The 23,130-nt window shown below is 68.3% G+C and carries 16 protein-coding genes and 2 pseudogenes; 12 read left to right on the top strand and 6 right to left on the bottom strand.

The features are described from left to right. Positions 1–176: 176 nt before the first annotated feature. Positions 177–629, top strand: a pseudogene (locus BV907_RS04265) (TrmH family RNA methyltransferase); the annotation flags it as partial. Positions 630–850: 221 nt separating this feature from the next. Here the strand turns inward: BV907_RS04265 and BV907_RS04260 are convergent. Then, the gene (locus tag BV907_RS04260) at positions 851–2,224 is read right to left on the bottom strand and encodes an NAD(P)-binding protein (protein WP_077488656.1); all 1,374 of its coding nucleotides are present in this window, start codon (positions 2,222–2,224) and stop codon (positions 851–853) included. 925 nt (positions 2,225–3,149) lie between these two features. Between BV907_RS04260 and BV907_RS04255 the strand changes: the two are divergent. The 4 genes and pseudogenes from BV907_RS04255 to BV907_RS04235 all read left to right on the top strand — a co-directional run. After that, positions 3,150–3,563: pseudogene (locus tag BV907_RS04255) on the top strand (TrmH family RNA methyltransferase); the annotation flags it as partial. Between the two features lie 860 nt (positions 3,564–4,423). Further along, on the top strand, positions 4,424–5,389 hold the full coding sequence (locus tag BV907_RS19665; protein WP_342745510.1) for a glycoside hydrolase family 16 protein: 966 nt from the start codon (positions 4,424–4,426) through the stop codon (positions 5,387–5,389). A 595-nt stretch (positions 5,390–5,984) separates the two neighbouring features. After that, positions 5,985–6,566 carry a carboxymuconolactone decarboxylase family protein gene (locus BV907_RS04240; protein ID WP_077488488.1) on the top strand — a complete coding sequence of 194 codons (582 nt, stop codon included), beginning with the start codon at positions 5,985–5,987 and terminating at the stop codon, positions 6,564–6,566. Positions 6,567–6,571: 5 nt separating this feature from the next. Next, positions 6,572–7,471: an RNA polymerase sigma-70 factor gene (locus tag BV907_RS04235; protein WP_077488487.1), complete on the top strand. Its 900-nt coding sequence runs from the start codon at positions 6,572–6,574 to the stop codon at positions 7,469–7,471. Here the strand turns inward: BV907_RS04235 and BV907_RS18705 are convergent, their stop codons facing one another. Then, the gene (locus tag BV907_RS18705; RefSeq protein WP_175637364.1) at positions 7,472–7,630 is read right to left on the bottom strand and encodes a hypothetical protein; all 159 of its coding nucleotides are present in this window, start codon (positions 7,628–7,630) and stop codon (positions 7,472–7,474) included. Positions 7,631–8,184: 554 nt separating this feature from the next. On the opposite strand from BV907_RS18705, the gene BV907_RS04230 reads away from it, so the two are divergent. The 4 genes from BV907_RS04230 to BV907_RS04210 all read left to right on the top strand — a co-directional run bounded on the left by BV907_RS04230 (position 8,185) and on the right by BV907_RS04210 (position 11,698). After that, positions 8,185–8,757, top strand: a complete 573-nt coding sequence (locus BV907_RS04230; protein ID WP_077488486.1) for a YceI family protein — start codon at positions 8,185–8,187, stop codon at positions 8,755–8,757. A gap of 668 nt (positions 8,758–9,425) precedes the next feature. Beyond that, positions 9,426–9,683, top strand: a complete 258-nt coding sequence (locus tag BV907_RS04220) for a type B 50S ribosomal protein L31 (protein WP_077488485.1) — start codon at positions 9,426–9,428, stop codon at positions 9,681–9,683. Between the two features lie 83 nt (positions 9,684–9,766). Further along, complete coding sequence (gene lplAB, locus BV907_RS04215) at positions 9,767–10,825, top strand: lipoate-protein ligase LplAB (RefSeq protein WP_077488484.1); 1,059 nt, start codon at positions 9,767–9,769, stop codon at positions 10,823–10,825. Between the two features lie 12 nt (positions 10,826–10,837). After that, on the top strand, positions 10,838–11,698 hold the full coding sequence (locus BV907_RS04210) for an alpha/beta fold hydrolase (RefSeq protein WP_077488483.1): 861 nt from the start codon (positions 10,838–10,840) through the stop codon (positions 11,696–11,698). Positions 11,699–11,747: 49 nt separating this feature from the next. Here the strand turns inward: BV907_RS04210 and BV907_RS04205 are convergent, their stop codons facing one another. Both BV907_RS04205 and pepN read right to left on the bottom strand, forming a co-directional pair. Beyond that, entirely contained in the window at positions 11,748–12,389 is a 642-nt protein-coding gene (locus BV907_RS04205) for a dihydrofolate reductase family protein (protein ID WP_077488482.1), read from the bottom strand. Further along, entirely contained in the window at positions 12,377–15,094 is a 2,718-nt protein-coding gene (gene pepN, locus BV907_RS04200) for an aminopeptidase N (protein ID WP_245827792.1), read from the bottom strand. Before pepN ends, BV907_RS04205 begins: the two co-directional genes overlap by 13 nt. Before the next feature lie 85 nt (positions 15,095–15,179). Here pepN and BV907_RS04195 point away from each other — a divergent pair, with 85 nt between their 5' ends. The 3 genes from BV907_RS04195 (at position 15,180) to BV907_RS04185 (ending at position 18,601) form a co-directional block, all read left to right on the top strand. Beyond that, positions 15,180–16,745 (top strand): circularly permuted type 2 ATP-grasp protein, encoded by a 1,566-nt coding sequence (locus tag BV907_RS04195; RefSeq protein WP_077488480.1) that lies wholly within the window; start codon positions 15,180–15,182, stop codon positions 16,743–16,745. 81 nt (positions 16,746–16,826) lie between these two features. After that, complete coding sequence (locus tag BV907_RS04190; RefSeq protein WP_077488479.1) at positions 16,827–17,753, top strand: alpha-E domain-containing protein; 927 nt, start codon at positions 16,827–16,829, stop codon at positions 17,751–17,753. After that, positions 17,750–18,601, top strand: coding sequence for a transglutaminase family protein (locus BV907_RS04185; RefSeq protein WP_077488478.1), 852 nt, complete (start codon positions 17,750–17,752; stop codon positions 18,599–18,601). Before BV907_RS04190 ends, BV907_RS04185 begins: the two co-directional genes overlap by 4 nt. A gap of 103 nt (positions 18,602–18,704) precedes the next feature. Here BV907_RS04185 and BV907_RS04180 read toward each other — a convergent pair whose 3' ends face one another. Then, positions 18,705–21,071 (bottom strand): Ig-like domain-containing protein, encoded by a 2,367-nt coding sequence (locus BV907_RS04180; RefSeq protein WP_077488477.1) that lies wholly within the window; start codon positions 21,069–21,071, stop codon positions 18,705–18,707. 555 nt (positions 21,072–21,626) lie between these two features. After that, positions 21,627–23,090, bottom strand: coding sequence for an SDR family NAD(P)-dependent oxidoreductase (locus BV907_RS04175; protein ID WP_077488476.1), 1,464 nt, complete (start codon positions 23,088–23,090; stop codon positions 21,627–21,629). Between the last annotated feature and the right edge of the window lie 40 nt (positions 23,091–23,130).

Below are 23,130 nucleotides of genomic sequence, written 5' to 3'. Positions count from 1 at the left end.
AGATCGACGCCAAGTCTCTCCTGTCCAAAGGCCCTCAAGCCCCCACACGCAGTGGAGTCACCAGCTCGTCAGGTGCGTGAAGATTCCGCGGTTCAGCGAATGGAAGCGCAGAACAGATTGCAACACCTACTAACGTCAGGTGTCCCAAAATATCGGGCGTCGATCCTGAGAAACGAGGGCGTTCGAGGATCGCAGTGCTTGAGAACTTGACCGATCATACAAACGTTGGCGCCGTTTTTCGCAGCGCCGCAGCGATCGGTGTCGATGCCGTGCTGGTGACGCCGCAGTGCGCGGATCCGCTCTATCGTCGCTCGATCCGGGTGTCGATGGGCACTGTCTTCCAGGTGCCATGGACGCGGATCGAGTCGTGGCCCGAGGACGTTGAGCTGCTGAAGGAGGCGGGCTACGTGGTGGCGGGGATGACGCTGGGGGAGGGCGCGATCACGCTCGACGAGCTGGTCGCCGAGGACCACGAGAACCTCGCGCTGGTCTTCGGTACGGAGGGGGAGGGTCTGACCCCGGAGACGGACCGGGTCCTCGACCGGCGCGTCACGATCCCGATGATGAACGGCGTCGACTCGCTCAATGTCGCTGCTTCGTCGGCCGTTGCCTTCTATGCGACGCGGTAGTGGCTTGGCGCGAAGACGCATCATTCGATTCGGGTCACAACCTCTGGGCAAACCGTACCCACCTCACTGCGGTGTCTGGGGAGAAGATTCCAATAATCAGCGGCCGAGTCGTCGCGGGGCACCGGCCGGCCAATCCTTTCAAGCCACCCTTCCGGCTGACCCACCAAAGCCACACCGGCCCCTAGGTAACGGCGAGCGATCGCCGGCCGCCGATGGCCGGGTCACGCCGAGGCGATGAGGCGGGGGAGGTTGGAGAGCGCTCCGGCGGCATGGGCTCGGCTGCGCTCGCGAGCCTCGGGAAGGCGTGGGTCGTCGGCGTAACGCTCCAGCTCGGCGAAAGGATACAGTCGACTCGTGCGTGACCAGGCGGACACGGCCGGATGCTGGCCGCGAGCCCGGGCGTTCGCCATCAGCGCGGCGTAGGAGATGAGGAAGTCGACATTCCGATCCCAGAGGTGCAGCGGGCGGCACAGCTCGTTCTTCTGGTCGTCGTCGTGGAGTTCGGCTTCGACGACGCCAAGCATCGCGTACTGGAACGAGACGGTGCCCCAGAACATCGGCTGAAGCGTGATGCGGCCAGGCTCGAAGATCGGACGGAGTGGCGGCCGGACGAGCCCCGACGCCGCGCAGTGGAGGTGCAGCGTGTCGCGTGTCGTGGGGATGATACCGTCGTCGAGGATGATGCGATCGCGCTCGACAGAACGCACGTGACCGAGGCGGACGACATCCTCGATTCGCCGGAGGAGGGCGATCTCGGCTTCTCCGACCATCGCGCCGTGGAACATTGTGGGCGGCACCGAGGGGTCGACCCGCAGCAGGATTCCCTTTTCGTCGAGCCGTGCGAAGAGATCGTCAACCGTCGTCGCTTGGGCCATGGCCTCGATCTGCGCGGCGTTCGCGACGTACTGGTCGACGACGAGGTCGTGCGGCTGCAGGTAGCGTCGATTCGGCCACCATCCCTCGCGCGGTTTGATCCACGTGAGGTCGGCGGGATCCACACCCCGCTCGAGAAGCCACACACACGTGTCGAGGGCGGTCTTTCCCGCGCCGATCACCGTGAAGCGTCCGGCCGGCTGGGCGAGTCGGGCGAGCCCACCGGTGGGGATGCAGCGGACTCCCTCGGCCACGGCGAACGGCGGGGCGGAGGTGGCGGGGATGCGGCCCTCGAGGTACCTCGCATCCACCACGCGGCGGCGCACGGTGACGGGCACGGTGCGGCCGTCCAGGCGGGAGACGATCCGACCCTCGTCAACGAACTCGCACTCGGGCAGGTAGACTACACGACCTGTCGGCAGGAAGACCCGCGTCATCGCCTCTTCGAAGTGCGCGCAGATCTCGCTCGGGCCGGCCAGCTCGTACATGCCTGCGTTCGTGCCGCTGACGTCGCGCCTGTCGGCTCCGAATGGCACGGATTCGACGCCGTAGAGGTTCGCGGGCTGGTGCAGCCGAACGAACGGATATGCGTCCTGCCAGTGTCCCCCGGGCGCGTGCCGACGATCGACGATCGCGACCGTGGCATCCGAATGCGCGAGGATCCGGTCGGTGAAGACCATCCCCGCTGTCCCAGCGCCGACCACCAGATAGTCGGCTTCCATGCGCCCGCGCACGCACTCACAGTAGACTCGGCCGGCTGCGCGGGGAATCCTCCGGTGCGCAAGTACGCTCGGGCGGCCGCCCGACCGGTTATCGCCCCGTCTGCGCCTGACCTACGGGCGGAAGAGCTGCTCGAACGTGTGGACGCCTGGCCGGGATCGAGCAGGGTCGTGACCAGCCGGTAGGCCACCGACTTCCTCGCCTGGCTGTCGTCGTCGATGGCGTAGTCGATGACCCGGACCAGGATCGGTTGAGCGTTGCGCTCGGCGGCGGGGGGTGTTGCGGCGCAGGTGGGCCAACGAGGTGCCGTCGGGCAGGTCTTGGACATGCTCGGGCCTGGGGCCGGACCTGTCGGTACGGATGCTCCACAGCAGGTCCGCTCCGGTCGCGGTCGCCTTTCGCCACAGCGCGTAGGAGAAGAACCCGCGGTCCGCGGTCAGCAGCATCCTTTTGCGCAAGCGAGCGGGGCAGCAGGTCCCCGGCCATGGACGCCTCGACTCCGCGTACGTGCCGACCTTGGCGGCGAAGACCACGTGCGTACCGCACTCGGCCAGTGCCAGCACCCGCGCCATCGGGACCGCGGCTTTCTCGCCCTTGTTCACCCCGGGAGCCAGGAAGACCATGCTGGCCCAAAAGGCCTGAGTACAGCCCTCTGCGTAGGCACAGCCCACCGAGGGGCACCCTTGTCGCCCCTCGGTACATGAACACTGGAGGAGAGCGACGCCAGGTCTTTCCTGTCCAAAGGGCCCTCAAACCCGGACACGCAGTGACTCGGCCAGGCCGTGAAATTCTGCCCTAGCCAGCCCTGGAGGGTTTGCCTGACGTGTACCATCCCCTCTTTCAACATTCACTGACGTTCCTGCAGTCAGATGCGCGAAGATCCCCCGGCTCTACGTCGCGACTGGACGCGCAGAACAAGTTGCGGCACTTACCAACGTAGGAGCGGTTTTTCGCAGCGCCGCAGCGATCGGTGTCGATGCCGTGCTGGTGACGCCGCAGTGCGCGGACCCGCTCTACCGCCGCGCGATCCGGGTGTCGATGGGCACTGTCTTCTAGGTGCCGTGGACGCGGATCGAATCATGGCCCGAGGACGTCGCGCTGCTGAAGGATGCGGGCTACGTGGTGGCGGGGATGACGCTGGGGGAGGGGGCGATCACGCTGGACGAGCTGGTCGCCGAGGACCACGAGAACCTAGCCCTGGTCTTCGGTACCGAGGGCGAGGGTCTGACCCCGGAGACGGATCGGGTGCTTGACCGGCGGGTCACGATTCCGATGATGAACGGCGTGGACTCGCTCAACGTCGCGGCGTCGTCGGCGGTCGCCTTCTACGCGACCAGGTAGTGGCTGAGCGTGACTGCACCCATCTGACCGCGCTGCCAGGCGCATTTTGGACCCACTTCACTGAACGCGTTGCGCCAGCCCATCAGTCCTTCACAGCAGACGGCGGGCGAGGGGAAGCCGCCGTGAGCCGGCGGCTTCCCCTCGGCCCTCGTTTCCAGGAGTCGAGGCAGCGCGCGTGCCGGGGGTGCCGGGCAGACGGAACCGGCCGAACCCTGCCAGAGGTCTGCCGTCGAGTTCTCCCTGATCCTTCCTGCAGAACGGGTGGCGGCCCGAAAGCCACCCACTTTGTCGTATCAGTGGGGTCGGATGCAAATTGCGTCGACCATATCGACTTCGTGTTTGCTTCTGCGTGGGCGTTCTGCCTAGCGTTGATGGACGTTCCGTGACCAAATTGTGATCACTGCATAGCGTGAGGTGGAGATCTGGGGGCTGTATAGGCGGCCAGCGCGCGAGCGCCCAGCCTGCGTTGGCGATGAGCGCTTGGCGTCGTCCTCGAATTGCTGACCCTTGACTGCACAGCTGTTGTTGGCATTGTTACCGGGTCATGGAGTGCACCGCTGTGTGCGCACGATGAAAACTACACATGGCCATGCCGGGGGAAGTAATGCCACGAATGAAGATTCGGGCGGCCCCCGGTGCCGCCGGAGTCCCGAAAGTTGGTTATCGCTCCCCGCCGCGTGGCAAGCCACCGAGGTCTGATCTCGATTCGGCAGGTTCGCAGGAAGCAATGCAATGCGCTGCCCACTGCGTCCTGGCCTGGTGGCTGCCCGCTACCGAAATACAAACCGAAGTGACCGGAGAGCTGCATCTTGAAATTCCGCAAACGCACACTTGCCTTGTTCACGGCAACAACACTGGCCGTGAGCGGGGGAGGCCTGCTTGCCTTGTCCGCTGCCCAGGCCGCCAATACCGCCCCAAAGCACGGCAAGGCCCTGGGGCGGATCGCTGCGGGTGTGCCGTCGACGGCGACCCCCACTCCGACGTTGACGGCCACCTCTGTACCGACGCAGACGGCCACGGCCGCTCCCGCGCCGACGGAGACGTCGACCGGGACAGCCACGCCAACGTCAGCCGCCACTCCGACGCCTACAGCAAGCCCAACGACCACTGCGTCCGGGATTTCCTCCACGGGCACCGAGGCAGCCCAAGCGCTGGGATGGGGACCCCTCCAGGCTGGCGACGAATTTGACTATATAGGTGCGCCGAACAGCACCAAATGGAGTGTTTACGACTCAGCGGGCCACGCAGGAAACGGTGTACGTTCACCCCGGGCCATCTCGGTGAACAACGGGATTATGACGATCAAGGGCGACTCAGCTGGAGTCACGGGCGGCATGAGCGCGAAATTTGCCCGCCAAAAGTACGGCAGGTACGAAGTCCGGATGCGCACCAGTGCCGCCGAACAGCAGTACCATGCCGTGAACATTCTCTGGCCCGACAGCACCTCCGCCAAGTGCTCCGAGATTGATTTCGCGGAGCAAACAAACGATCTGGCAAACATCAGTTTCTTCCTCCACTACGGCTGCGCCAGTGGCGTCCAGACCTATGCGAAGAAGCCCCTGGACATGACCCAGTGGCACAACTATGCGGTGCAGTGGTGCCCGTCCGGCGTCACCGGCTATGTGGACGGCCAGCTTTGGTTTAAGGACACTGACCCGGCGCACCAGCCGGACCAGTCCATGCACCTGACCATGCAGCTTGACTGGTTCCCGAACGGGCAACCCACCAAGCCCTCAACCATGGATGTCGACTGGGCACGCAACTACAGCATCAATGGCACAGGAAGCCCGGCCGCCGGCTCGCTTGCTTCAACCCCGCAATGCTGATGCCGATTGCCAGACCCTAGGTCGGTGGCCAAGCCCCTACGGCGGGGACGAAAAGCACCCCCGGGCCTTGATGAGCAGTTCATCAAGGCCCGGGGTGTTTCGTTTTCGGGGGGTGCTTTCCAGTCCGCTCAGGCAGCCGACGGACTCCGCAGCTCGTAGCCATCCGGGTGGTGGACCAGGCGGCGGCCCAATCCGCCCCTTGGCTGGATCCACAGCGTGGTCCCGTCCAGTGTCATGCCGTCCAGTGCGCCCTCGATGACGTTGCCGCGGCTGTCCTCCATCTGAACGCTGTGTTAGGCGAAAGTCATGGGGGTGGGTGTCGCAGCACTGCCGGCGATGCATGCCTAAGCCAAGCGGCTGTTCAGAGGGGACTTTCGCCGGCCATCCCTGAGCTAAGAGTTGGTGCGGATTCTGACGATCTCCCGCCGTGCCTATGCAGCCCGGGGGGAGGGGTTCACGACTCCAGGCCCAGCGGTTCACCAGGTCGCGGGCCAAACAAGGCGCTCTCCAGAGAATTTCACGACATCGCTGTCACAGATCGGGCGCGGCCGGTGTCTTCATGTCGTAGGACCCAGAACCGACCGCAGGAGGAGACATGACCACCAGGATCCCAGCCTCAGAAATCACCGGTTTCTACGGCGCACTCATCAAGAAGTTCAGCGCGAAGATGTTCGGCAAAGTCCCGGAATCGCTGGGCGTCATGTGGCACAACCAGCCCGTTCTCAAGGCATCCATGGGCTTCGGACAGAAGCTGCAGAAGTGGAACAGCTGCGATGAATCGCTGAAGTCCTACGCTCACATGGCCGTGGCCTCCTTCATCGGCTGCACTTGGTGCCTCGACTACAACTACTTCATGGCGCACAATCACGGCCTGGACCTGGAGAAGGCCCGGCAGATCCCATGCTGGCGTGAGTCCGACGTCTTCACGCCTCTGGAGCGGGACGTCCTAGAGTATGCCGAGGCCATGAGCGCCACGCCCGTCTCAGTGACCGACGGACTGTCGGCCCGGCTGCTCGAGCAATTGGGCGCGCCGGCGCTGATCGAACTGACCAGCATTATCGGCTTCGCCAACCTCACGACCCGCAGCAACGTGGCCCTCGGAATCGAATCCGAGGGATTCGCGGATTCCTGTGAGTTGAAGCCGCTCGCAGCGCGCAGCGGCCACGGAGTAGCCTGAGCGGGATGAGCAGCCTCGCCGCCACTGACAGGCCAGACCCGTTCGTCGCCCACCGCAGCCTGCTCTTCACTGTCGCCTACGAGATGCTCGGCTCCGCCGCGGATGCCGAGGACGTGGTGCAGGAGGCCTGGCTCCGGTGGGCTGAACTGGACCCCGACATCCGCGCGGGGGTCCGCGACCCGCGGGCCTACCTCGTTCGCATCGTCACCCGCCAGGCGCTCAACCGCCTCCGCGCGCTGTCACGACGGCGGGAGGACTACGTCGGGGAATGGCTGCCCGAGCCCCTGCTCACCGTGCCGGATGTCGCCGAGGATGTGGAACTGGCCGAAAGCGTCTCGATCGCGATGCTCACGGTTCTCGAATCGCTCACCCCTGTGGAGCGGGCGGTCTTCGTCCTGCGGGAGGTTTTCGACCTGCCCTACGAGGAGATTGCCGAGGCCGTGGGCAAGTCAGCGCCAGCCGTGCGCCAGATCGTCAGCCGTGCGCGCTCTCATGTGGCCGCCCGGCGCCCCCGCATACGCGTGGACCGCAACGAGCAGCAGGAAGTCGTCGAACGGTTCCTGAAGGCGGTCACCACCGGGGATGTGCAGGGCTTGATGGACGTGCTGGCCCCCGACGTCGTACTCATCGCCGACGGCGGCGGCGTCGCCCAGGCGGTTCGGGTGCCGGTGTACGGCGCGAAGAAGGTGACAAATCTTCTGCGGTCCTTCCCAGAGGCCGCGCTCAACCCGAAAATCGCTCTGCTCTGGCTCAATGGCGGCCTCGGCATCCGGATCGACGACGAAGCAGGCGGTCCGTCACTCATCAGCCTGGTGGTGGAGGACGGCAGGATCGCACGGATCTTCGCCATGCGGAACCCGAACAAGCTCGGCTACTTGGAGGAGGAGACCAGGCTGACGCGCTAGCTAGTACCAATATCGGCGCCCGCCGATGATGGGTCGGTTCAGCGCGCCGAGAATAAGCAGGATGACGCCGATGATCAGCACAATCCAGCCGATGGTGCTGAGGATGTCGATGCCGAGAAGCCAGCCGACGATCAGCAGAACAAGTCCGAGGACGATCATTTCTTTCCTTTCGCGATTGTCGCGGAGGAGCCTCCGCACTTGACTCTGTGGCCGAGCTGCCATGGGAGTAGACGTTAGGGTAGGTGGTCGAGGGCACTGGGGGAACAGCTGGATGATTCGTGTTGCTTGGGGATCGAGCAGCCCCACAGGCAGCGGGCAAACGCGAGAGACAGGGGCCCCGATTCTCCCGGGCTGACAGCAGGGGCGGCGGACGACTGGCGGCCTCGACACCTCGTTATGCAGCTGCCCGACATAGGGGAACGTGGCGTTGGCCAGGGCCCGCGTGGATGTCTGGGGGACGGCACCGGGCATGTTCGCAGCTGCTTTCGGCTGACGACCTTGGGGGCGGCCCTGCCGGGGACGAGGACGGCGGCGATGACGACTTCGGCCTGGGACCCGCAGCCGCGCGATGCGCGCTACCCGCTGGACGCGCTGCTGTGCGACGGGGACCCGCTCTCGTCGAGGCCGATCTTTCGCGGCCGAGGGCGATCGGGCGTCAGCCTCGGCCATAATGACCACGAAACAGTTAGTGGATCCGGCGAAGGAGACCGACGATGACTGCAGCACAAATGCCGATAGAGGGATATGTCGCCGGTACTTGGGAGATCGACCCCGTCCACACCGAGATCGGGTTCAGCGTGCGCCACTTGATGCTGAGCAAGGTCCGCGGCCGGTTCACCCGCTTCACCGGCTCCTATACCACCGCGCGCAACCCGCTGAACTCCTCGGCCACGGTCACGGTCGAGATGACCTCGATCGACACCAACAATCCGACCCGCGATGACGATCTGCGCTCGGAGAACTATTTCGACGTCGACCGGTACCCGCAGATGACCTACCAGTCGACCGGTGTCCGAATCGAAGACGGGCAGGTCATCCTCGACGGTGAACTCACCGTGCACGGTGTCACCCGGCCAGTGCCGCTGAGCGTGGAGGTGAACGGCTTTGGCAAAGATCCCTATGGCAACCAGCGCTCCGGCTTCACCGCCACCGGTTCGATCAGCCGTGCTGACTTCGGGATGACCTTCAACGTCCCGCTGGAAGGCGGCGGCGTCTTGGTCGGGGACGAGATCGACCTCCAGCTCGAAGTTGAAGGCATCCTGCAGAAGCCAGGGACCTCTGACTAGATCGCGCGCTCCGAGCCGGTGCTTGATCAGGACGCGACGACGACAGGCAAGAGACGAAAACGATCCGCGAGCTCGCCGATCCCGATTGAAGGCCCTCTTCGAGGGCATGTAGAAGGCATGAGCGGAATCTACAGCTGTCCGGCCTGCAGGATGGGCACCCCCCGCTCGCACGATTGCGAGAACCCTCACTGCCCGTGGGTGACGTGCAGTGTGTGCCGGGCGGTGTGGGACCCGAAGACGGGGATCTGGATGGTCAACGGCGAGGCTTGGGGCACTCTGAACATTCGGCTTCAGGCCGGGTCTTGATCCCGGGGTGATGGCTTACCGCTCACGGGGAGCGGGCACTGGCGTCGCCAGGATCGGGGCGAGCGCCATAGCCGTGGGACGCTGGCGCGCATATTCGGCGTTGAAGCACACGCATGAGAAGGTCGGCGACCCCTGGGAGCCCAAAGAAGGCAAGGGCCCGTCCGACGAACAGCACCTCTACGATCAGGGCCGCAGCGTTGGCGAGCCTGCTCGCCGGTGCGGCCGACGCCGTCGCCCGGCTCGCCCGCGGAATAGCGGGCGAACTCGGGCCGGCAGGCTGGTAGTATGGACTGCTGGCCCCCAAACGGGGGCGTTCACACCTTGCCCCTGGCAAAATCCAGGAGCAGCAGAAAGGTCCCATTGTGAAGTCTGAGATCCACCCGAAGTACGAGGCCGTCGTGTTCAACGACCTCGCTTCCGGCAACAAGTTCCTCACCCGCTCCACGGTCACCTCTGACAAGACCATCGAGTGGGAGGACGGCAACACGTACCCGGTCATCGACGTCGAGATCTCCTCGGAGTCCCACCCGTTCTACACGGGCAAGCAGCGCATCATGGACGCGGCCGGCCGCGTCGAGCGCTTCAACGCGCGCTTCAAGAACTTCGGCAAGAAGGCCTGAGCCAGGCCTCTCCCGCCACGGAAGGCGCCGCCCCGCAGGGGGCGGCGCCTTCCGTGCGTTCGGGGCGCGGCTAGGCTGGTGCCGTGGCTGACTATCACGGCGAGTACAAGGTGCCCGGCGGGAAGCTCGTGGTCGCGGACCTCGCCGCCGAGGACGGGATCATCACCGCGGCGAGCATCAACGGGGACTTCTTCCTCGAGCCCGACGAGGCCCTCGCGGACATCAACGGCGCCCTCGTCGGCCTCGCGACCCACGCGCCCAACTCGGCGCTCAGCGCCGCCGTGGCAGACGCCGTCGGACCCACCGCCGTCATGTTCGGCTTCGATGCCGACGCCGTCGCGGTCGCCGTCCGCCGGGCGCTCGGGCACGCGACGACGTGGGCGGACCACGAGTGGGAGCTCATCGGCCCGACCCCGCTGCCCATCACCGAGCAGGTCGCGCTCGACGAGGTCCTCACGCGCGAGGTCGGCGACGGCCTGCGGAACCCGACGCTGCGGCTCTGGGACTGGGAAGAGCGCTCGGTCGTGATCGGCAGCTTCCAGTCCTACCGCAACGAGGTGGACCCCGACGGCGTGGCCCGGCACGGCGTGACGGTCGTGCGGCGCATCAGCGGCGGCGGGGCCATGTTCATGGAGGCGGGCAACTGCATCACGTACTCGCTGTACCTCCCGGCCTCGCTCGTGGACGGCCTGTCCTTCGCGGACTCGTACCCCTTCCTCGACGCGTGGGCCATGGAGGCGCTCGCGTCGGTGGGCGTCAAGGCCTTCTACAAACCGCTCAACGACATCGCGACCGAGGCAGGGAAGATCGGCGGCGCGGCTCAAAAGCGGCTCGGGAACGGCGGCGTGCTGCACCACGTGACCATGAGCTACGACATCGACGCGGCGAAGATGACCGAGGTGCTGCGCATCGGGCGGGAGAAGATCTCGGACAAGGGCATCGCGAGCGCCGCCAAGCGCGTCGACCCGCTCAAGCGGCAGACGGGACTCTCCCGCGAGGGGATCATCGAGGCCATGATGTCCAGCTTCGCGGCCCGCTACGGGGCCACGCGCGTGGACCTGTCCGCGGCCTCGCTCGCCGACGCTCGGGGGCTCGCCGCACGCAAGTTCGGCACCCAAACCTGGACGCACCGCGTCCCCTAGCAGGAGCGCCCGATGCAGGAGACACGGGGAGCGGCCAGAGTAAGGGTCACCGTCGACGGCGGGGTCCTCGACGTCGAGCTCCTGGGCGAAGCAGCCAGGACCGGCGGGTCCCGCCGCCCGGTCCTCGTCGTGCAGACCGCCCTCGAGGCCGAGGAGCTCCTGCCCCTCGCCCGGCTGCTCGCCGCCTCCGGGTCCTGCCGGGTCGCCTACCTCCGGCGGGCGGGCTACGGCGCGCCCGGATCGCCGGCCGCCCGCGGCTCGGTCGCTGGCGACGCCGCCGACTGCGAGGCCGTGGCCGCAGCCCTCGGCTGGGGGCCGCTGCACGTCATCGGCGCGAGCTATAGCAGCGCCGTCGCCCTGTCCTGGGCCTCGGAGCACCCCGGAGCGGTCGCGTCCCTGTCCCTCCTTGAGGCCCCGCCCACGCACACCGGCGCGGGGGAGAGACTGCGGGAGCTGTCCGTGGAGCTGGCCGCTGTCCACGCCGAGTCCGGCCCGGCGGCGGCCCTCGACTCCTTCATGCGCCTCCTCGCCGGCCCGGACTGGCGCGCGGCCCGTGAGGCCGCGATCCCGGGCTCGGTCGAGGCCCTCGAGCGGGACGCCCCTGCGTTCTTCGGCGGCGACATGCCGGCGGTCCTCGGCTGGCGCTTCGGCCCCGATGAGGCGGCCCGCGTCCGCTGTCCCGTGCTCTACGTCGGGGGCGGGGACACCGGCCCGCTGTTCGCCGAGGTCGGGCCGTGGCTGGCATCGCTCGTGCCGCAGACCCAGCGGCAGACCATCCCCGGCGCGGGCCACGACCTCGACCTCACCCATGCCCGCGAGGCGGCCGAGCTTGTCCTGGGCTTCCTCGACAGCCGCCCGACCCGGACGGGCTGAGCCGGGAGCCGGGAGCCGGGCTCCGGGGCGCGGTCGTCCGGGACCCGCCTCAGGCGCGCCGGATCACCGCGTGGGCCGCCCCGCCCTCGCCCGCGATGAGCGGGTCGCTCACGTACCCGGCCGGGATGCCGCCCTCGAACAGCCGCTCGCCCGCGCCGAGGAACACCGGCGCGATCGCGACGTGCAGCTCGTCGATGAGACCCTGGGCCAGGAACTCCCGGACGGTCGACGCGCCGCCGCCGAGGCGCACGTCGAGCCCGCCGGCCGCCTCGGAGGCCATCGCGAGGGCCTCGCGGGGCGTCGCATCGACGAAGTGGAACACCGTCCCGCCGTCCATCTGGGCCGGTGGCCGCGGGTGGTGGGTGAGCACGAAGACGGGGTGGTGGAACGGCGGGTCCTCGCCCCACCAGCCGCGCCAGGACTCGTCGGGCCAAGGCCCGCGCACGGGGCCGAACATGTTCCGGCCCATGATCGTCGCGCCGATGCCGTCCTCGCCGGCGCGGAAGAACGCGTCGTCGACGCCCGACGAGCTGCCTCTGGTCCCGAACCTGCTGGCCCCGGTCTCCGTCGAGAACATCCACTCGTGCAGGCTCTCGCCGCCCACCCCGAGTGGGTTCTCGACGCTCTGGTCCGGCCCGGCGGCGAAGCCGTCGAGCGAGATCGTCAGGTTGTGCACCCTCAGCCGTGCCATGCTTCCTCCTCTTTCCCTGCGTCTTGTTCTGCGTCCCGCCCGTCGAACCCGCGCGCGCCCGCGCGGGACGTGTTCTGGGCCGTGAGCGAGCGGTGCAGGTGATCCCGCGCCTCGACGACGAGCCGGCGCAGCGCGGCCGGCGCCCCGGCGTTCTCCTCCAGCCACGCGTCCGCGCGCCGCAGGACGGGGTTCTCCCCGGGCTCCTGGCCGACGGCGAGGACCTCGTCGGCCGGGAACAGGCCCGTGACGAGCCGCGTCGCGATCTCCTGCGAGCGCTCCCCCCACAGCCGCGTGAGCGCGCCGAAGTACCGCTCGGTGAAGGGCTGCCGCAGCGCCGTGAGGCCCGCCATGAACCCCTCGACCGTCGCCCCGAGCAGCTCGTTGGACAGCCCCGTACCCTCGACGGCGGCGGCCCACGCCTCCCGCTTCACCTCGGGCAGCGGCCGGGCCGCCATCGCCACGGCGTGGCCCACGCGCCCCTTCGCGGTCCGGTCCCGGGCGAGCTCCGCATCGAGCTCGGCGGCGTCGGCCCGGCCCTGGGCCGCGAGCGCCTGCAGGAGCGGCCACCGCAGGTCCTGGTCCACGGCGAGGCCATCGATCGCCTCGGTGCCGTCCACGAGCGCGCGGACCAGGCCGAGCTGGCCCCCGCCGTACCGGCTCCCCGCCGCGAGCGCCCGCGCCCACGCGAGCTGGGCGTCCGAGCCGGGCGCCGCGGCCCGGAGCTCGCGCACGACGGCGGCGAGGCAGCGGGCGCGCAGCTCGCCGCGGGCCTCGCCGTGGGTGTAGCGCTCGATCGCGGTGCGGGCGTTGTCGAGGACCGCCAGCTGGACGCCCACCGTGGTCTCGGCCGCTGCGAAGCGCACGACGGCGTCGGCGTAGGCGCGGGCGGGCACCTCGCCGTCGCGCGCGGCGTGCCACAGCGCGGTCCAGCAGAGCGCCCGCGCGAGCGGGTCGCCGACGTCCCCGAGGCCCTCCCGGACGGTGCGCTCCGAGGCCGGGTCGAGCCGGACCTTCGCGTAGGTCAGATCGCCGTCGTTGAGCAGCAGGAGTTCGGGCACCGGGAGGCCCGCGAGCGCGGGAAGCTCGGTCAGGGCGCCCTCGACGTCCGCCTCCACCGAGTGCGTGCGCACGAGCCGCCCCCCGCCGTCGGGCGCGCCGCCGTCGCGCGAGTAGAGGCCCACCCGGAGGCGGTGCGGGCGCAGCGCGGGCCGGCCCGTGACGGGGTCGACTGCGCTCTGCCGCACGGCCACGCGAACCAGCCGCCCGCCGTCGTGCTCCACGACGGGCTCCAGGACGCTCAGCCCGGACGTCTGCAGCCACGCCGCCGCCCACGCCTCCATGGGCCGCCCCGACGCCCGCCCGAGGGCCGCGAGCAGGTCCGCGAGGGACGCCGTCGAGAACGCGTGCTCGCGGAAGTAGTCCCGCGCGGCGCCGAAGAACGCCTCTTCGCCCACGTACGCCACGAGCTGCTTGAGCACCGACGCGCCCTTCGCGTAGGTGATGCCGTCGAAGTTCTGCTCGGCCGCCTCGAGGTCCTTGATGTCCGCGACGATGGGGTGCGTCGTGGGCAGCTGGTCCTGGACGTAGGCCCAGGCCTTGCGCCGGTTCGCGAAGTTGACCCACGCCGTCTCCCAGTCCGTGGCCCGGTCCACGGCGAGGGTGCCCATGAAGTCCGCGAACGACTCCTTGAGCCAGAGGTCGTCCCACCAGCGCATCGTGACGAGGTCGCCGAACCACATGTGCGCCATCTCGTGCATGAGGGTGTTCGCGCGGCCCTCGTACTGGCTGTCCGCAGCGCGGGAGGGGAAGACGTAGGCCTCGGTGAAGGTCACGAGCCCGGGGTTCTCCATCGCGCCGAGGTTGTACTCGGGCACGAAGGCCTGCTCGTACTTGCCCCACGGGTAGGCGAGGCCGAACGCGCGGTGGTACCAGTCGAGACCACGCTTGGTGAGGGCGAAGATCCGCTCGGCGTCGAAGTGCGGCGCGAGCGAGGCCCGGCAGTACGCCGTGAGCGGCACGGACAGGGTCCCGCCGTCAGGCCGTTCGCCCGTCCACGCGTCCTCGGCCCGGTGGTAGGGGCCCGCGAGCACGGCCGCGAGGTAGGTGGACATCGGCTCCGTCTGGGCGAACTCCCAGCGCTCGCCGCCGTCGTCGTCTCCACTGGCCTCCCTGCCCGTCAGGAGGCCGTTCGCGCTCACCGCCCAGCCCTCGGGGGCCAGGACCGTGAAGCCGAAGCGGGCCTTGAGGTCCGGCTGCTCGAAGCACGGGATGAACCGCCGGGCGTCCGCGGGCTCGGACTGCGTGTACAGGTACGTGCGCCCGTCGGCCGGGTCGGTGAAGCGGTGCAGGCCCTCGCCCGAGGTGCTGTACCGGCCGCGTCCCGTGACCTCGAGCAGGTTCCGGTCCTCGAGCCCCTCGATCCGCAGCCGCGCGCCGTCGTACTCGATCCCCAGCGGGCGGCCGTTGAGGACGACGGCGAGCACCTCCTCGCCGATGAAGTCCACCCACGTGGACGCCCCGGGCCGGGCGTGGAAGGTGAGGCGCGCCGTCGTCGTGAAGCACACCTCGGAGGGGTCTCCGGCGGCGCGCAGGTCGAGGGTGACGCCATAGCTCTCCGTCGCGATCGTGCGCGCCCGCTCGGCGGCCTCCTCGCGGCCGAGGTTCGCGGTGGCCGGATTCGGTGTGCTCTCGTTCACTCTCGACACGCCGCCATTCAACCACGGGCGCCGAAACACGCCCGGGGCGGGCGCCGATATGCGCGCGGGGCGCAGAGGTGAAAAGCTGTGCTCTATGTCGGATCTCTTCGAGGACTACTCCATAGCCGCCGAACGCACGGGCGCCTATGACGAGATGTTCGCCCCGGGCCAGGCCGCCCGCCCGAGCTACCGCCAGCTTGCTGGCGCGCTCGACGGCCTGAGCCTCGCGGACGTGAGTGCGCGCGCGGACTCCATGGCGCGGACCTTCCTCGACCGAGGTGTCACGTTCGACTACGCGGGTGAGGAGCGCCCGTTCCCCCTCGACATCGTCCCGCGCGTCATCCCCGCCGGCGAGTGGACCGTCCTCGAGCGCGGCGTCGCGCAGCGCGTCCAGGCCCTCGAGGCGTTCCTCAACGACGTCTACGGAAAGATGGCGGTCGTGTCCGACGGCGTCATCCCGCGCCGCCTCGTCACGACGAGCCAGCACTTCCACCGCCAGGTCCACGGGTTCGAGCCCGCCGGCGGGGTCCGCGTGCACATCTCCGGCATCGACGTCGTCCGCGACGCCGTCGGGACCTTCCGCGTCCTCGAGGACAACGTGCGGGTCCCCTCGGGCGTGAGCTACGTCCTCGAGAACCGCCGGGCCATGGCCAAGGGTCTGCCCGAGGCCTTCAGCCAGCAACCCATCCGCCCCGTCGAGGAGTACCCGCGCCGCCTCCTCTCGGCACTGCGCAAGACGGCGCCGGCCGGCGTCGACGACCCGACCGTCGTCGTCCTCACCCCCGGCGTGTTCAACTCCGCCTACTTCGAGCACACGCTCCTCGCGGGCCTCATGGGCGTCGAGCTCGTCGAGGGCCGGGACCTCATCTGCCGCGGCAACCGCGTGTACATGCGCACGACGGCGGGCGAGCAGCGCGTCGACGTCATCTACAAGCGCATCGACGACGACTTCCTCGACCCGCTGCAGTTCCGCTCGGACTCGATGCTCGGCTGCCCGGGGCTCGTCAACGCCGCCCGCGCCGGCGGCGTGACGATCGCGAACGCCGTCGGCAACGGCGTCGCGGACGACAAGCTCGTCTACTCGTACGTGCCGGACCTCATCCGCTACTACCTCGGCGAGGAGCCCATCATCGCCAACGTGGACACCTACCGGCTCGAGGAGGACGCCGCGCGCGAGGAGGTCCTCGACCGGCTCGACGAGCTCGTGGTCAAGCCCGTCGACGGCTCGGGCGGCAAGGGCCTCGTGATCGGCCCCGACGCGACACGCGAGGAGCTCGAGACCCTGCGCTCCCGCGTGCTCACCGACCCGCGAGGGTGGATCGCCCAGCCGGTCCTGCAGCTCTCGACCGTCCCGACGCTCTCGGGCGACAAGTTCGGGCCCCGGCACGTGGACCTGCGCCCGTTCGCGATCAACGACGGCGACGACGTCTGGGTGCTCCCGGGCGGGCTCACCCGCGTCGCCCTCAAGGAGGGCTCGCTCATCGTCAACTCGAGCCAGGGCGGCGGGTCGAAGGACACGTGGGTCCTCGCCGAGTCGCCGGACGTGCCGATTGAGGCCGAGCCGCGGCACTCGATCAGCATCCGCGAGCGGACGAGCGTGTGGCCCGTCGAGAGCAGCTGGCGGGACCGCGACCGCCAGGCGGAGCAGCAGCAGCAGTGAGCTCGCGCCGTCGTGCTCTTGCACCCACCCGTCGTGCTCTTGCACCCACCCGCCCTGCCCGTACCGCCCGAGGAGGCCGCCATGCTCAGCCGCATCGCTGAATCCCTGTTCTGGATCGGCCGCTACGTCGAGCGCGCCGACGGGACCGCCCGCATCCTCGACGTCCACCTCGAGCGGCTCAACCACCTCCCCCCGGAGGAGCAGCGCAGCGTCGCGCAGGAACTGCTCGGCGTCATGGGCTCGCGGCCCGAGAAGGACGAGTTCGGACTGTCCGAGCTCCTGCACGCGCTCGCCTACGACCGCTCGCATGCGACGAGCATCGCCGGATCACTCGGGGCCGCGCGCGAGAACGCGCGGCGGGCGCGGGAGACGGTGTCCTCGAGCCTGTGGGAGTGCCTCAACACGACCTTCTACGGCCTGAGCCAGCACCGCAAGGACGTCGTCGGGACGTACCGCTTCTGCAACTGGGTCCTGGAGCGGACCGCGATGGCGCGGGGCCATGCCGACACGACGATGAGCCATGACGAGGGCTGGCAGTTCATGGTCCTGGGCCGATCGCTCGAGCGGGCCGACATGACCGCGCGCATGCTCTCGACGCGCGAGGTGCACACGGCGGGGATGTCGTGGGTCAACATGCTGCGCTGCGCGGGCGCCTACGAGTCGTTCCTGCGCACGCGGCGGGCCGCGTTCGACGACCGGCACGCCGCGGAGTTCCTGCTCATGGACCGGCTCTTCCCCCGCTCGATCGTGTACGCGCTGCGGGATGCGGACAAGGCCCTCGAGAAGCTCGACCCCTCGGACCAGCGGGTCGGGTTCATCAACGACGCCCGCCGGATCGTCGGGCAGGCGAGGACGTTCCTCGAGTTCCACCGGACGGACGACCTCATGGTCGAGCTGCCCGAGCACATGGAGCGCGTCCAGAAGGCCGTCGCGCAGGCCTCCGATGCGATCTCGCGCAAGTACTTCAATCGGGCCGACGAGCAGGCCTGGGTGGGAGAGGTGTCATGACCCGTCTGAGGATCGACCACCGGACGGCGTACCGGTACAACAAGCGCGTCACGCTCAGCTACAACGAGGCGCGCATGACGCCGCTCACGGAGCCGCAGCAGGTCGTGCTCGAGTCGCAGGTGCGGGTCGCGCCGTCGCAGGCGGCCATGAGCTCCTACAAGGACTACTGGGGCACGCGCGTGACGGCGTTCGACATGCAGATCCCGCACGAGTACCTCGAGGTCGTCTCGACGACGACGGTCGAGGTGCACCGCGTCGAGCGCGTGCCGGTCGAGGGCGAGGTCGTGCCGTGGGAGCGGCTGCGCAGCCCCGAGATCGAGGACCAGTTCAGCGACTGGCTCCCGCAGTCGCGCCTGTCCGGGCCCGGGACGGAGGTGCTCGGGATCGTGCCGCAGCTCGCCGAGGGGCTGGACCCGAACGAGGCCGCCCACGCCGTGTTCGAGTGGATGCGCGGCGAGATGCGCTACATGCCGGGCAGCACCGGCGTCACGACCGACGCCGAACAGGCGTGGAACCAGCGCGAGGGCGTGTGCCAGGACCTCGCCCACCTCGCCATCGGGTCGCTGCGGAGCCTCGGGATCCCCGCGCGGTACATCTCGGGCTACCTCCATCCGCGCTCGACGGCGGGCATCGGTGAGACCGTGGCCGGCCAGTCCCACGCGTGGCTCGAGTGGTGGGACGGCGAGTGGCGCAGCTGGGACCCGACCAACCACAAGCCCGCCGGCGACTTCCACGTGACCGTGGCCCGCGGGCGCGACTACCGGGACGTGCCCCCGCTCAAGGGCATCCTCTCGGGCGGCGGAGGCTCCCACCTCGACGTCGAGGTAGAAATCACCCGCCTCGCCTGATCCGCCCCAAGCGCGGAGAAGCGGGCGGCATCCCTGCCGCCCGCTTCCCGCCGCTGGACCGTCCATGGATGGCTCAGCCGGCATGCTGGCCTTGGACCGGTGCTCAGAACCAGGAGATGCTGGCGCCGCTCGGGCTCAAACGAATGATGCCACCTTGATAGTTCTGAGCCACGCCTCCGTCATTGCCGGTCGCGTATTCTTCACTGGTGGGGTAGCCGAGGCGACCCGATTCGAATCCCGTGGAGGCCCAGATTTCGCGGATGGCGCCAACGGACATGTGGGCTCCTGTTGTCGGTGACCAGATGATCGCGCCGCCCTGGTAGTTCTGGTAGACGCCGCCATCCTTGAGCCCGCCGACCTCGTCGGTGGTCGGGTATCCGAGCCTGCCGTTCTCAAACCCTGTAGCCGCCCACAGGTCACGGATCGCCCCCACGGAGATGTGGGCTCCTGTTGTCGGTGACCAGATGATCGCGCCGCCCTGGTAGTTCTGGTAGACGCCGCCATCCTTGAGCCCGCCGACCTCGTCGGTGGTCGGGTATCCGAGCCTGCCGTTCTCAAACCCTGTAGCCGCCCACAGGTCACGGATCGCCCCCACGGAGATGTGGGCTCCTGTTGTCGGTGACCAGATGATCGCGCCGCCCTGGTAGTTCTGGTAGACGCCGCCATCCTTGAGCCCGCCGACCTCGTCGGTGGTCGGGTATCCGAGCCTGCCGTTCTCAAACCCTGTAGCCGCCCACAGGTCACGGATCGCGCCAGTTGAGACCTGTGCCCCTGATGCCGGCGACCAGACGATGCATCCGCGTTCAAAGCACTGGTACCCGCCGTTGTCCTTGAGGCCATACACTTCTCCAGTGGTGGCAGCTCCAAGAGCACCATTCAGGGAAGCTGCCTTGGCTGCAATCGGAGACTGCGCGGCCGTGGTGAAGGTCCAGGACGTGTCCGAGGCGAGCGCGTTGCCGGCAGCGTCCTTCACCCCGTCGGTGCCGCCCTTGATGGTCGCCGTGTACGTCGTATCCGCGGCCAGGTCCGCACTCGGGTTCAACGTCGCAGCCTTGGTCGTGCTGCTGTACGCCACGTCGGCCGGCACCGGCGTCGTCCCCGTCTGCAGGGTGAACGCGCTCGACGTAATCGTCGAGGCGTCCATCGCCTCCGAGAACGTCCCCGTCACGTCCGCCGTCACCGCCACGCCCGTCGCACCGTCAGCCGGAGACGTATCCGTCACCGTCGGAGCCGTCGTGTCGCCGCCCCCAGCACCACCGCTCGAGTCGAAGTAGTGCCAGTACCTGCTCGTGGCGTTCACGTCGGCGAGCAGCAACAGACCGCTGTTCGCCGTCCCGCGCGTCGAGCTGTTGAGGTTCTGCTTTGTTGACGTCACGTTGTGGACGTACTGGTCCACGTCGACAATGCGTTCAGTCTTGTCCGTAGTGAAGTTGATGTTGTCCAGCGGCGTGGACTTCTCGTAGATCGCGCCCCCCGAGGTGGTGCAGACGCCGGCGTTCATCGTGCCGCTGGGCTTCGGATAGGTGGCGAAGGTGCGCAGCATCCGGGTGCTCTCATCGATCAGGACGACCGCTCGGTTCGGGCATTCCGCGACCGTCGCGATCGTGTGCGCCGACCAGACCGTCCCGCTCAGTTCCAGCAGCTGGATCAGCGGCTGGGACGCCGACGTGAAGTTCGTCTTGATCGCGGCGAAAACCTTGTCTCCCGAGGAGTCCAGCCACTTCAGGTTCATATGGTCATCGCCGCTGCGCAGCCCCTGGACCGCTGCCACGGGAGCGCTCCAGTCGGTGTCCGAAGCCCCGTCGACGTGGTAGCTCCAGTACATGCCGTCGGTAGAGTCGATGACCGTCCGGCTCCACATCACACCGATCTTGCCGGGTCCGAAGGCGATCACGGCCGAGTTGTCGTTCAGGGACACGTTCGCCATCTCCCCAGGGAGCGGGAAGGGCGTCCCCCAGGTCTCGCCATCCGTAGCGGTGACGTTCACGTAGATCTGGTTCCCCTGAGGCCACGTCGCCCACACACGGCCGGTGGAGTCCTTGTCGATGGTCAGGGTCTCGACCTTGTAGTTGTTGATGCTGGTCGACGTCAGCAGCGAGTACGTCTTGGTGCTCGAGCTGTAACTGTAGCGCCGATGCGTCGTCGGGAAGTTAGGCTCGGCCGGGAGACCGTCGTTGACGAACCGGTAGCTCGCCACATGCAGCGTCGTCCCATCCCACAGCACGTCGTGATGGGTGTTCGCCCGTGGGTCCGTCACCACCCCCGTATCGACCCACGAGCTCGTCGATGGATCGAACCGGAAGATATGGAAGTCCGAGCTGGCAGTGTCCCACAGGTTGCCCCACCAGATCCCGTCGTTGAACCACAGCGAACTCGTCGCCCGCTTCGTGCCGGTCGGCGTCCCGGTTCCGGAGTGAGAGGGACCCTCAACCCCGACATCACCGGCGTCCGCCGCCGCAATCGGTGCCATCAGCCCACCCAGTGCAAGCAGCAGCGCTGTCAGCAGCGCATAGAGCCGCACTTCCCGGGATCTGGGTACTGGGGGGCCAGGCGGGCGGTGACGTCCCCGCGGTATGCCAGGCGAGGAAGCCCTGCGGCTTTCACTATGACCGTCCGTGTTCGGGGAGGTCGTTGGCGATGGACTCTCGACGTCTGGCACATGGGCCGGACCTTGGCTAGGAATAGACACTGGCTTGACCACTCTTCATGACGTGGACGGCCCCTGGCGGAGCGCCGTCGTGATGAACTTATTAGGTGCAAGGCTGCGGCCCTGAAGACGTTCCCACCACATCTGCAGCATTCGACGAATGCCACGGCCGCGCCGTGATGAGTCGACCCTAGGATTTTGCTCTAGCACCTGTCACGAGTAGCAACTACCTGCTTTGTGCCGTGGCACAGGCCGTTTTCTACTTGGTCGCTGGCCTTCGTCTCTTCCCCTGGGGGTGGCACGAGGGCACGGCAAGGCTGCTGCCGGGCAGAGGCATAGAGGCCGGCAGCAGGGCAGGGGATATGACCCCTCAACGGCTCACCAGGGGGAGGGCTTGTAGTCCTTGAGGAATACCCCGTACAGGTCGGTGCCCGCCTCGCCCATGACGATCGGGTCGTACACCCGGGCCGCGCCGTCCACGAGGTCGAGCGGGGCGTGGAACCCCTCGTCGGCCAGGCGGACCTTCGTGTAGTGCGGCCGCTCGTCCGTGATCCAGCCGGTGTCGACAGCGGTCATGAGGATGCGGTCGGTCTCGAACATCTCCCCGGCGCTCGTGCGCGTCATCATGTTCAGCGACGCCTTGGCCATGTTCGTGTGCGGATGACCCGGCCCCTTGTACTTCCGCCCGAACTGCCCCTCCATCGCGGAGACGTTGACGACGTACTTGCGCCGCGCCGTCGACCGCCGCATCGCGGCCCGCAGCCGGCTCACGAGCAGGAACGGCGCAGTGACGTTGCACAGCTGGACCTCGAGCATCTCGAGCGGGTCGACCTGGTCCACGACCTGCGTCCAGGAATTGATCGTCGCGAGGTCAGGCACGAGCCCGCCGGCGTCGATCGCGGTCCCGGCCTCGATCCGCTCGAGCGACGTGGACCCGGTCGAGAGCGCGAGTGCGGTCACGGCGTCGCCCGCGAGGACGGGGTGTCCGGTGACGGAGCCGGCGATCGAGAGCGGGTGCCTGTCGTGCGCGTGCCCGAACGTCAGCAGCTGCGGCCCACCGTTCGAGGCCAGGAGCGCGGCGGGGAGCGGCTCGTCCTCGGCGTCGGCGAGCGGCTTGTACGCGTTCGGCGAGCGGCGCACGGTCTGCGCGGCGTTGTTGATGATGATGTCGAGGGGGCCCTCGGCGTCGAGCGCGTCAGTCAGGGAGATGACCTGGGACGGATCGCGCAGGTCGATGCCCACGATCGTGAGCCGGTCGATCCACTCCGCGCTGTCCTCCATCGCGGCGAAGCGGCGCGCGGCATCCTTGGGGAAGCGCGTCGTGATCGTCGTGTGGGCGCCGTCCCGCAGGAGCCGCAGCGCGATGTACATGCCGATCTTCGCGCGCCCGCCGGTGAGCAGGGCGCGCCGGCCGGCCAGGTCCGTGCGCGCGTCCCGCTTCGCATGGTTCAGGGCAGCGCACTCGGGGCAGAGCTGGTGGTAGAACGCGTCGACCTGCGTGTAGTGCTGCTTGCAGATGTAGCAGGGCCGCGACCGGATGAGGTGCCCGGCGATCGAGCCGGTCGCCGAGGGCTTGAGCTTGTTGCCCTTCGTCTCGTCATCGATCCGGTCCGGCGCCGCGGTCGCGGTCTGGGCGATGACGGCCTTGTCCGCTTCGGCGATCGCGTCCCGCTTCTGCGTGCGCGTGAAACGCCGGTGCGCCTTGAACATCTTGCCGGTCGCACGGCGCACCGCGACGTAGTCGGGGTGCTCCTCGTCGTACGCGTGGATCGTACCCAGGACCTTGAGGCAGGCCTGGATCTCCTCAGGCGTCAGTTCGGAGGGCACATCGGGGGAGCTCATGGACTCCCATTCTACCGGTGCGCGGGGACCCGGGCGGTCC

This window comes from Sinomonas mesophila (assembly GCF_001999765.1).
Lineage (GTDB): Bacteria > Actinomycetota > Actinomycetes > Actinomycetales > Micrococcaceae > Sinomonas > Sinomonas mesophila.
Note: the sequence above shows the minus strand (reverse complement) of the source record. Positions and strands in the feature narration are given on the sequence as shown.